The organism is Paraburkholderia lycopersici (assembly GCF_900096975.1).
GTDB lineage: Bacteria > Pseudomonadota > Gammaproteobacteria > Burkholderiales > Burkholderiaceae > Paraburkholderia > Paraburkholderia lycopersici.
In genome coordinates this window covers 1-10,539 of the sequence record NZ_FMYQ01000002.1, presented here as the reverse complement: position 1 = coordinate 10,539, position 10,539 = coordinate 1, and the positions used below count along the sequence as shown (strand labels likewise).

Below are 10,539 nucleotides of genomic sequence, written 5' to 3'. Positions count from 1 at the left end.
TCAGTGCCCTCCCGAACCGGACGCCTTCACGGGAGAAAAGAGCAGCGCGAGCGGCGCGAACACCACGCAGAAGCACGCGAGAATGCCGAACACGTCGATGTAGGCGAGGATCGTTGCCTGCGAAACGAACGTCTCGTAGAGATGGCCGTTCGCCGTCTGCATGGCCTGCGCGAGCGGCGCGCCGCTACTTTGCATGACCGTATGCGCCTCGCGCGTGAGCGTGTCCTGATAGCTCTGCGAAAGCGGCGACATATACGCGCAGAGGTGAGCCATCCAGGCTTGCGAGCGCTCGCGGATCAGCGCCGTCGAAACCGAAATGCCGATCGAGCCGGCCACGTTGCGGAACATCGTGAAGATCGCGGAGGCGTCGTTGTTGAGTTTCCTGGGCACCGTGAGATAGGCGAGCGTCGTAACGGGCACGAACAGAAAGCCGATTGCGAACGATTGCGCGCTGCGCAGCTTCACGAGGGTCACGTAGTCGACATCGGGCGTGAGCGTGCGTGCGTAGACGAGTGCCACGGTGAGCAGAACGAATCCGGCCACGACGAGCATGCGCGTCTGGACATGCGGCATCAGCCGGCTGATGACGGGGATCTCCATCGTGATGAGCAGCGCCCCCGGCGAAAGCACGAGGCCCGCGAGCGTGGCCGTGTAGCCGAGTTGCTGCTGGGCGAGCTGCGGCACGATCACGGCGCTGCCATAAAGCACCGCGGCGAAGGCGGCGATCATGCAGCAGCCCACGGCGAAATTGCGATCGCGCAGGCAGCGCAGGTCCACGACCGGGTGCCTGGCATAGAGCAGCCGGAAGACAGCGCCGATCATGCCGAGCACCGCGAGCACCGCGAACGTGACGATGAACGGCGACGAGAACCAGTCGTCGTCCTCGCCGCGATCGAGCATGACCTGCAGGCAGCCGAGGCCGAGCGCGATGAGCCCGATGCCCCAGAAGTCCACGGTGCGCCAGTTCATGCGCTGTTGCGTTTCGCGCTTCACCCACGGCGGGTCTTCGACGAGCTGCGTGACGGCGAGCGTCGTGAGAATGCCCACGGGCACGTTCAGGAGGAAGACCCAGCGCCACGAAGCGTTGTCGGTGATCCAGCCGCCGAGCGTCGGACCGAGAACGGGCGCGACGACGATCGCCACGGCCGAGATCGAGAAGGCGCGGCCGCGCTGGCTCGGGTCGAAGGTGTCGAGAATGATGGACTGCTGGTTCGGCTGCAGGCCGCCGCCGAAAAAGCCCTGCGCCACGCGAAAGACGACGAGCTGGCCGAGGCTCGTCGCGACGCCGCACAGGAACGAGCACACCGTGAACGCGACGATGCAGAGCAAGAAGTAGCGCTTGCGCCCGAGCACGCGTCCGAAGAACGCCGAGATCGGCAGCACGATGCCGTTGGCGACGAGGTAGGACGTGAGCACCCAGGTGGCCTCGTCGTAGCTCGCCGACATCGTGCCCGCGATGTGCGGCAGCGCGACGTTCACGATGGTCGTGTCGAGCACTTCCATGAACGCGGCGAGCGTGACAGCGATCGCGATCAGCCAGGGGTTGCCTGCGGGGCGCCAGGTGCTGTGCGAATCGCTCATGGCCGGCCGCTCACCGCCCCAGATAAACGGTAGGCTCGACCGACAGCCCCAGCGGCAGCGGCCGGTTGCCCGGCAGGCCGTCGTCGATCACGATCTTGACCGGCACGCGCTGCACGATCTTCACGAAGTTGCCTGTGGCGTTTTCGGCGGGGAACGCGGAAAAGCGCGAGCCGCTGCCGAGCTGGATGCTGTCCACGTGGCCGTGCAGCGCCAGCTTCGGGTAGGCGTCCACGCTGATTTTCACCTTGTCGCCGGGGCGCATGCGCGTGAGCTGCGACTCCTTGAAATTCGCGGTGATCCAGAACTGCGGCGTCACGATCGAGAAGAGCGACGTGCCCGCCTGCAGGAAGCTGCCGAACTGCACGTTGCGCCGTGTGATCCAGCCGTCCGAGGGCGCGCGCAGATCGCACCACGCGAGATTGAGCTGTGCCGTGTCGAGTTGAGCCTCGGCCTGCGCGACCTGTTCGCGGCGCGCATCCACGGCGGCGACGGCCTGGCGGATCTGTTGCGGCACGAGGCTCGCCGTCTTCAGTTGCGCGCGCGCGCTCATGACGTCGGCGTGCGTGACGCGCTGCTGGTCGTTGGCCGTGTCGATGTTCTGCTGCGTCGTCGCGCGCGGGTCGACGCTGTGCTGCCGGTCGTAGTCGGCCTGCGCGCGCGCATAGTTCGCGCTGGCCGTTTCGATCTGCGCGCGCGCCTGTTCGTACTGGGCGGGATACTGCACGCGCGCGATGTCGAGCTGGGCCTGCGCCGAAAGCAACTGCGCCTTCGCGAGCCCCAGTTGCGCGCGCGCCTGGGCGACCTGGGCCGCGTAGTCGCGCCGGTCGATCTCGACCATCAGGTCGCCCTTGTGGACGTACACGTTGTCGTCGATGTTCAGTTGCGTGACATAGCCCGACACCTTCGGCGCGACTGTGATGGCGTTGCCGTCGGTGTAGGCGTCGTCGGTGCTCACCTCGTTGCGCGTGACGAACCACCAGATGAACGCGCCGATCGCGATCACGAGCAGCACGACGCCCAGCACGATCAACGGCTTTTTGCCGGGGCTCTTGCGGCTTTGCTCGCCTTTTTTCGCGTCGTCGTCATTCCGCTGCCTGGCCGCGTCCGCGCGCCGCGGCGTGCCTCGATGCGCGCGCGACCATGCGCCAATGCCGCCAGATCCTCGCCGCTCAGCCATGGGCGGCTCCCGGCTCGTCGGTGAAATCGGCTGAAAAAGGCAAAAAGTTCATGCGGCGCTCTGGTGAATGCGCTTTCCCCGGAAAGGATGAATCGCGGTGGGGTCCCGGCGTGCGCCTCGCCCGGCGAGACGGTGCCTGCTGAGCAATCGACATGCCCGTCGCGTGGCTGAAATGTGCCTGCCGGGTTCGACGTTTGCGCGTGTGACGCCGGACGGACCGGCGCTTGCGGTCCCCAGGTTTCAAATCTCGCAGATGGATCGGACCATCGGCAAGGAGAACGGCAAATGGCGACGACTACGGTGAGCGACTTCATCATCGACCGCTTGCACGAATGGGGCGTGCGACGCGTGTTCGGCTACCCCGGCGACGGCATCAACGGGGTGTTCGGCGCGCTTCAGCGCGCGAAGGGCAAGATCGAATTCGTGCAGGCGCGCCACGAGGAAATGGCCGCTTTCATGGCGAGCGCCCACGCCAGGTTCACGGGCGAACTGGGCGTGTGCATCGCGACGTCGGGCCCGGGTGCAGCGCACCTGCTCACGGGGCTCTACGACGCGCGCCTCGACCATATGCCCGTGCTCGCCATCGCGGGTCAGCAGGCGCGCGCCGCCCTGGGCGCGCACTATCAGCAGGAGCTCGATCTCGTTTCCATGTTCAAGGACGTGGCGGGTGCGTACGTGCAACAGCCCAGCGTGCCGGGGCAGGTGCGCCACGTGGTGGACCGCGCGGTGCGCATCGCGCTCTCGCGGTGCACGGTCACGGCCATGGTGCTGCCCAACGATCTCCAGGAGCTCGAATACGAAGCGCCCGCGCGCAAGCACGGCACCGCGCATTCCGGCGTCGGCTATGCCGCGCCCGAGGTCGTCCCGCGCAAGGCCGATCTCGCGCGCGCGGCCGACGTGCTCAACGCGGGGAACCGCGTCGCCATACTCGTGGGCGCGGGCGCGATGCACGCCACGGACGAAGTCATCGCCGTGGCCCAGCGTCTGCATGCGGGCGTGGCGAAGGCGCTGCTCGGCAAGGCTGCGGTGCCCGACGACATTCCCTGGGTGACGGGCAGCATCGGCCTGCTCGGCACCAAGCCGACCGACGAGATGATGAACGCGTGCGACACGTTGCTGATGGTCGGGTCCGGTTTCCCGTACTCGGAGTTTTTGCCGAAGGAAGGCGACGCGCGCGCGGTGCAGATCGACATCGACGCAGGCATGCTCAGCGTGCGTTACCCCATGGAGGTGAGTCTCGTCGGCGACAGCGCGGCCACGCTGCGCGCGCTGCTGCCCCTGCTCGAGCAGAAGAACGCCACGAGCTGGCGCAATCGCATCGTCCACGCAAACGAGCGCTGGCAGCGCGTGCTCGAAGAGCGAGCACATGCGGCGACTGGCGGCAAGGTGAACCCCCAGCGCGTGGTGACGGAGCTTTCGCCGCGCTTGCCCGATGACGCGATCGTCACGAGCGATTCGGGGTCGTGCGCGAACTGGTACGCGCGCGATCTCAAGATCCGCCGCGGCATGATGTGCTCGCTTTCCGGCGGCCTCGCCTCGATGGGCGCGGCCGTTCCCTACGCCATTGCGGCGAAGTTCGCGCATCCCGGACGGCCTGTGATCGCGCTGGTGGGCGACGGCGCCATGCAGATGAACAACATGGCGGAGCTCGTGACGGTGGCGAAGTACTGGAAACAATGGGATAGCGCGCGCTGGATCTGCTGCGTGTTCAACAACGAGGACCTGAACCAGGTCACGTGGGAGCAGCGCGTCATGCAGGGCGATCCGAAATTCGAGGCCTCGCAGGACATTCCCAACGTGCCGTATCACCGCTTCGCGGAGCTGATCGGGCTCACCGGCATTTACGTGGACGACGCGGAGAAACTGGGCGAGGCCTGGGAGCAGGCGCTTGCCACGGTGCGTCCGGTCGTGATCGAAGTGAAGACCGATCCCGAGGTGCCGCCGCTGCCGCCGCACGTGACGATCGATCAGGCGCGCCATTTCGCGCGGGCGCTCATGGAAGGCGACCCGAGCGAAGGCAGCGTGATTTCCAACACGGCGCGCCAGGTGATGGCGAGCGTCATCCCCGGCAAGAAGTCTTGATCCCCAAGGAGCGATTGATGGACGCTGACGTACCCAACACGATGCTCGCATGGCGCGTGACGCGCTTCGGCGGCGTGGAAGCCCTGCGCCAGGAGAGCGTGCCCGTGCCCGAGCCCGGTCGCGGGGAGGTTCTGATCGAGGTTCAGGCCGCCGCGCTCAATCCTGTCGACCTCAAGACGCTGCAAGGCCGCTATCCGCTCATTTCGCAAGACGATTTGCCCTTTACGCTGGGCCGCGACGTGGCCGGCGTGGTGGTGCGCAGAGGCGAGGGCGCGCAGGCGTGGCCGCTCGGTGCACGCGTGTGCGCGTTCGTGGGCCAGGGGCAGGGCGCGCTCGCCGACTACGTGGTCGCCCCCGCGACGGTGCTGGCGGGCGCGCCGGCGAAATGCGCCGTGGACGCGGCCGGCGCCATTCCGCTTGCTGCGCTCACGGCGTGGCAGGGGCTCTTCGACCACGGCAAGCTGCAAAGCGGCGAGCGCGTGCTGATCCAGGGCGCGAGCGGCGGCGTGGGGCGCTTTGCCGTGCAGTTCGCACGCCATTGCGGCGCGCGCGTCGTCGCTACCGCATCCGCGGGCGAACGGGCCTCGCTGATGGCGCTCGGCGCGACCGAAGTCATCGACTATCACGCGCAGCGCTTCGAAGACGCGACGGGCGAGGTGGACCTCGTCTTCGACCTCGTGGGCGGCGCAACCCAGGAGCGTTCGTGGCAGGTCGTGAAGAACGGCGGCGCGCTCGTTTCGACCTTGAGCGAACCTTCGCAGGCCGAAGCAGCACGCCATGGCGCGCGGGCCACGCGCTACACGGCGCGGCCCGACGGCGCGCAGCTCGCGCATATCGTCGATCTCGTCGAAAAAGGCGCCGTAAAGGTCGAGGTGGTCGAGCGCTTCGACTTCGACGACGCGCCCAGGGGGTTTGAGCGCCTCGCCGCGTCGCATCTGCACGGCAAGCTCGTGGTGATGCGGGAGTGGCACGACGCGCTGTGATCCCGGCGGCGCCGCGCGTTCGTGGCGCCAGATCACACGCCGCTGCGGCGCCGTTGCGAGACGTCTTCCAGCGTGTTCGTGACGCGTTCGCGCTGCGTGCCCGCGCAGCGCGTGGCGATATCGCCGATCGACATCGCGCCGACCACCTCGCGGCGGCGGCTTACCACCGGCAGGCGGCGCACTTGCGCCTCGCCCATGCGGCGCTGCACGACGTCGACGTCTTCGTCGTCGTCGCACCATTCGACGCCCTCGGTGGCGACGCGCGCGACGGGGTCGTGCGGCGCGCGGCGGCTCGCGAGTGCGCGCACCGCGAGGTCGCGATCGGTCACCATGCCGACCACGCGGCCGCCGTCGCACACGGGTAGCGCGCCGATATCGTGACGCCGCATCAACTCCGCCGCTTCGTTGATGGTTCCCGCGACATGATTTCGCATATCTGGCTCATGCATTCCTCCCGAACAGGCTGTCGATGCAAAGACACAAAAAGACACAAGCGCGCATCGCGCGTGCCGCGAGCGGCGGAAGGCGGAAATCGCGGGCGCCGGCTCGCGCGGGTGCCGGTTTCAAGCGTTACGCGTAGTGATGCAAGCGCACCGTGACCTCGCATGGCGACGCTGCTGACCGCGTAGTCGAAGGGCCATCGCAGCGCGCCTTGAGCCAGGGCGGCAGCGCTACGCGGCAAGCTCACCGCTCGATCGTCCACGAGGCCTCTTCGTGCACGCGCGCGACGAGGGCGGAAAGCGCCGTCTCCACGGCGTGATCGTCCGGGCGTGCTTGCCAGCGCACCTCGAAGGAGGCGTCGAGACGCCGGTGTGCAGCGGTTTCCGCCGTGTGATGCGTCACGCCTAGCAGCGCTACGCGGCAACGTCGGCCCCGCAATGCTTCGTCGATCAGTCTGCGCGCGTCGTCGCCGGCGTCGTGGCCCAGCGTGACGTGGGCGCGCCGGCCGCGCGGCAGGCGGTGCTCGATATGCTGGAGCGTCCGCAGCACGACGAGTCCCAGCACCGTGCCCGCGACGGCGAGCACGTACTGTCCGCCCCCCGCGCAAAGCCCGATCATCGTGACGTACCACATGGTCGCCGCGGTGGTGACGCCTTGCACGAGCCCGTCCTTGTGCAGGATCGACCCCGCGCCGATGAAGCCCACGCCCGAGAGAATGCCGAGCGGAAGACGCATCAGGTCGAGCGTCACAAAGGAATCCTGCGGTTTTCCATGCTGCGTCAGCAGCACGTTCACCTGCAGCATGGCAAGGCATGCGGCGAGGCAGACGAGCATGGTCGTGCGCAGCCCGGCCGCGTTGCCGGACTCGCCGCGGTTCAGGCCGATCAGCGCGCCGGCCGCCACGGCCACGGCTAGTCGCGCCGCGAAATCGGGCCAGCTCACGGCGGAAGGCATCGGATTCATGAGGGCGGCGGCTTGCATCATGGGCAATCGGGAAAGGCATGGGGTTCGATCACGGGCGCAAGACGCATGCCCTTGCAGCGGACCTGTTCGAAGCGCCATTTGAAGGCGCTTGCCAATCGCGGCACACCCCATGCGCGGGTCAGATCCGGCGCGGGTGGTTTCAGTACGGCCGCCCGCACTTCCTTCAACACGATGATGAGGAAACCCAACCATGAAGCGACGACACTATTTCATTCCGGCACTCGTGAGCGTCACCCTTGCAACGTCGGGATTCGCCCTCGCGCAAGGCAGCGGCGGCGGGGCTGGCGGCAGCAGCAGCACCGGGGCGGGCGAAGCGACCGGCGGCGCGAGCGGGGTTTATCCGTCGCAAACGCAGGGTGTGGAGCAGAATCCTTCCGCCACCGGCGCCACGCACAAGTCTACGCATCGCACGCATCACAAGAAGCACACGACGAAGCCGATGAACGACACGACCAACACCCCGGGCGCCGACGCGAGCAGCGACACGAAGGGGCAGTGAGTTCGACGTCCAGTCCCTGATCGGCGCGCGGTGCTTCCCATTTCTCCTTTCAGCGATGAATGGCGTCGCGTAGGCGCGTGACCTCGGCGGGGGCGACGGGCGCGGCATCGTTGCCCCACGCGCCGCGCACGAAGCTCGCAACCTGGGCGATTTCGCTGTCGGTGAATGGCGTGCGGAACGCGGGCATCTTGCGCGGCGTGCCGCCGCCGCTCGTTTGCGGACTTTCGCTGCCTTCGACGATGAGGCGCAGCATGCTCGTCGGATCGGAGGCAAGCGCGAGCGAGCTGCCTGCCAGCGGGGGCGCCTGGCCGGGCTTGCCGTCGCCGTCGGCCGCGTGGCACTTCGCGCAGTACGAAAGATAGAGCCCCGCGCCAGGCCTTTCCGGCGTGCCGCCCTCGAGCGCCGCCATCGTGGCGGCGCGCGCGGCGGGCGTGCCGGCGTAGTGGCCGCTCGCTTTGCGCGCGGGCAGCGACTTCAGATAGACCGCGATGGCGTGCAGATCGTCGTCGCTCAGGTATTGCGTGCTCGCTTCCACGACCGGCGCCATCGCGCCGAACGCATAGGCGCGGCCGTTGTGGCCGTCGCGCAGGAAGACGGCGATGTCGTCGGCGCTCCAGCGGCCGAGCCCGCTGCCGGGATCGCCCGTGAGGTTCGGCGCATACCAGTGATCGATTACGCCGCCCGTGAGATAGAGCGGGCTGCTCTGCGTGTAGCCCATTTCGTTGTACGCGGGCCCGCGCGGCGTGTGGCACGCGCCGCAGTGGCCGAGGCCCTGCACGAGCCACGCGCCGTGGTTCCATTGCGCGGAGCGCGCCGGGTCGGGCTCGAAGCGTCCGTGTTGCGCGAATGCGAGGCGCCAGAACGTCATCACCCAGCGCTGGTCGAACGGAAACGGCAGATGCGTTTGCGGCGTGGCGTTGGCCACCGGCTTCACGCCGTACATGAAGTACTGGTAAAGGGCGTTGACGTCGTGCGAGTCGAGTGCCGCGAAGGACGGATAAGGCATGGCCGGATAGAGCCGTTTGCCGCCGGGCGCCGCGCCGCGCTGCAACGCGGCCGCGAATTGCGCCGGCGTGTAATCGCCGATGCCATGCACGGGGTCGGGCGTGATGTTGCTCGCATAGATGGGCCCGAACGGCGAATTCACGGCGAGGCCTCCCGCGAACGGCTCGCGTCGGGCGGAGTCGTGGCACGAAGCGCAGTCGCCGGCTTTGGCGAGCTTCTCGCCCAGCGCGATCTGGGCGGCGTCGGGGGGCGGCTTCGTCGTCGCGAACGGGGCGTCGCGCTCACAGCCGCCGAGCAGCGCGAGCACGGCCACGTATGTCGCCAGATGCACGGCGCGCCGCGCTTTCGCGACCATGCGCGCGTTCATTTCAATGCCTCGCATAGGCGCTCGAGCGGCAACGCGAGGAGTACCGATATCGTGAAGACGAGCCCGATCGTGAACGCCACGGCAACCGCGGCGCTGCTCCACGCAAGAAAGCGGAAGGTGTCGCGTTGCGGATAATCGAGCGCGGCGCTTTCGCGCCAGGCGCGCCACGCCAGCAGCGCGCCGGCGAGCGCAAGCGCGAACGCGGCGGCGGAAACGAACGCGAGCGTCCAGTGCACCACGTGCCATGGCTCGACGTTGCGTTGGGGAACGCCGCCCGCGCAGGCCGTCGCCGCCAGCGCCTGGCAAAAAAGCACATGGCCCGCCCAGACGGCGGGCACGCCGAGCAGGCCATACCACACGGCGACGTGCTGCCTGAGCGTGGGTGCGATGCGCGCGGGAACGGGCGCACGGCCTGGCGTAGGGGCGGCGGGCTGCATCATCGTCCTCGCATCCAGTATGGCGAGAGGTAGAGCACGGAAAAGATGAAGAGCCACACGATGTCGACGAAGTGCCAATACAGGCCGCCGATGGTGAGCGCGGCGTTGCGTCTGCCGTCGAAATAGCCGCGCGCGATCCAGAACGCGAGCGCGGCGAGCATCGCCACGCCGGCCATCACGTGCGCCATGTGAAAGCCTGTGATCGTGAAGTACAACGAACCATAGAGATTCGAGGCGAGGCCATAAGGGCGGTCGTGCCATTCGAAGAACTGGATCGTCACGAACGCCACGCCCAGCGCGATGCCGGCGATCATCGACCAGAACGCCGGCCACGCACGCGCGCGCCGCACGAACGCGCCCGAGAGCCATACGAAGACGCTGCTCGCGAGCAGCAGCGCCGTGTTGAGGCCGCTCACGCCGAGCTTCGGCAGCCCCTCGGGCGGCCACGGCTGCGCGCTTTGCGAGGCAAGGTAGAGGTACGAGAACAGCAGATAGCCGAACAGCGCGGCCTCCGTCACGACGAGCGTGAGCACACCCCACCAGCCGCCCGCGTGCTCGCCGGCGCTGCCCACCGGAAGCGCGAGCGTTTCGTCTTCGCTCCGCGCGGCGACGTCGCCGGCGGTCTTGCCGGCGGGCGCGGCGCTTTGCGGCGCGAACGGCTCGCGCTGACCGAGCGCCCGTTGCGGCCACAGCCACACCAGCAGCGCCAGCGCGCACGCCAGTCCGGCGAGCGCCGTGAACGACGTCGAATGCAGCAGCAGCCCGACGAACACGAGCGTCGCGGCCACGCCCAGCACGAAGGGCGCGCAGGTGTCGTCGGGCATCTTGAGGATGACGTCGGGTTCGCCCGTGAGCGGGGTCACGCCCAGCGCCTCGCGGCCGCGATGAAGCAGGTAGCCCGTGCGCGGCACGTTCGCGTCGGGCTGCCAGAGCGGATCGCGCGAGCGCACGCTCGGCAGGATCGCGAAGTTGTACGGCGGCGG

At 68.2% G+C, this 10,539-nt stretch carries 11 protein-coding genes; 3 read left to right on the top strand and 8 right to left on the bottom strand.

The genetic code is table 11. The annotated features are described in order from the left end of the window. Entirely contained in the window at positions 1-1,581 is a 1,581-nt protein-coding gene (locus tag BLU17_RS02965; protein WP_091994238.1) for a DHA2 family efflux MFS transporter permease subunit, read from the bottom strand. Positions 1,582-1,591: 10 nt separating this feature from the next. Then, positions 1,592-2,758, bottom strand: a complete 1,167-nt coding sequence (locus BLU17_RS02960; RefSeq protein ID WP_091994237.1) for an HlyD family secretion protein — start codon at positions 2,756-2,758, stop codon at positions 1,592-1,594. 285 nt (positions 2,759-3,043) lie between these two features. On the opposite strand from BLU17_RS02960, the gene BLU17_RS02955 reads away from it, so the two are divergent. Continuing rightward, a complete protein-coding gene (locus BLU17_RS02955; RefSeq protein WP_091994236.1) occupies positions 3,044-4,840 on the top strand; it encodes a thiamine pyrophosphate-requiring protein in 1,797 nt (598 codons plus the stop codon). A gap of 17 nt (positions 4,841-4,857) precedes the next feature. Beyond that, positions 4,858-5,823 carry an NADP-dependent oxidoreductase gene (locus BLU17_RS02950; RefSeq protein WP_091994235.1) on the top strand — a complete coding sequence of 322 codons (966 nt, stop codon included), beginning with the start codon at positions 4,858-4,860 and terminating at the stop codon, positions 5,821-5,823. Between the two features lie 32 nt (positions 5,824-5,855). Here the strand turns inward: BLU17_RS02950 and BLU17_RS02945 are convergent, their stop codons facing one another. The 3 genes from BLU17_RS02945 to BLU17_RS02935 all read right to left on the bottom strand — a co-directional run bounded on the left by BLU17_RS02945 (position 5,856) and on the right by BLU17_RS02935 (position 7,436). Then, on the bottom strand, positions 5,856-6,257 hold the full coding sequence (locus tag BLU17_RS02945) for a CBS domain-containing protein (protein ID WP_245746706.1): 402 nt from the start codon (positions 6,255-6,257) through the stop codon (positions 5,856-5,858). A gap of 250 nt (positions 6,258-6,507) precedes the next feature. Continuing rightward, a complete protein-coding gene (locus BLU17_RS02940) occupies positions 6,508-7,227 on the bottom strand; it encodes an MgtC/SapB family protein (RefSeq protein ID WP_091995038.1) in 720 nt (239 codons plus the stop codon). A 17-nt stretch (positions 7,228-7,244) separates the two neighbouring features. After that, positions 7,245-7,436, bottom strand: a complete 192-nt coding sequence (locus BLU17_RS02935) for a hypothetical protein (protein ID WP_091994233.1) — start codon at positions 7,434-7,436, stop codon at positions 7,245-7,247. Between the two features lie 2 nt (positions 7,437-7,438). On the opposite strand from BLU17_RS02935, the gene BLU17_RS02930 reads away from it, so the two are divergent. Next, a complete protein-coding gene (locus BLU17_RS02930) occupies positions 7,439-7,747 on the top strand; it encodes a hypothetical protein (RefSeq protein WP_091994231.1) in 309 nt (102 codons plus the stop codon). Between the two features lie 49 nt (positions 7,748-7,796). Here the strand turns inward: BLU17_RS02930 and BLU17_RS02925 are convergent, their stop codons facing one another. The 3 genes from BLU17_RS02925 to BLU17_RS02915 form a co-directional block, all read right to left on the bottom strand. Then, the gene (locus BLU17_RS02925) at positions 7,797-9,134 is read right to left on the bottom strand and encodes a c-type cytochrome (RefSeq protein ID WP_245746704.1); all 1,338 of its coding nucleotides are present in this window, start codon (positions 9,132-9,134) and stop codon (positions 7,797-7,799) included. Beyond that, the gene (locus BLU17_RS02920; protein WP_091994225.1) at positions 9,116-9,559 is read right to left on the bottom strand and encodes a hypothetical protein; all 444 of its coding nucleotides are present in this window, start codon (positions 9,557-9,559) and stop codon (positions 9,116-9,118) included. Before BLU17_RS02920 ends, BLU17_RS02925 begins: the two co-directional genes overlap by 19 nt. Beyond that, positions 9,556-10,539, bottom strand: a 984-nt coding sequence (locus BLU17_RS02915) for a cytochrome c oxidase subunit 3 (protein ID WP_143189164.1), incomplete at its 5' end; no start/stop codon positions are given. The genes BLU17_RS02920 and BLU17_RS02915, both read right to left, overlap by 4 nt.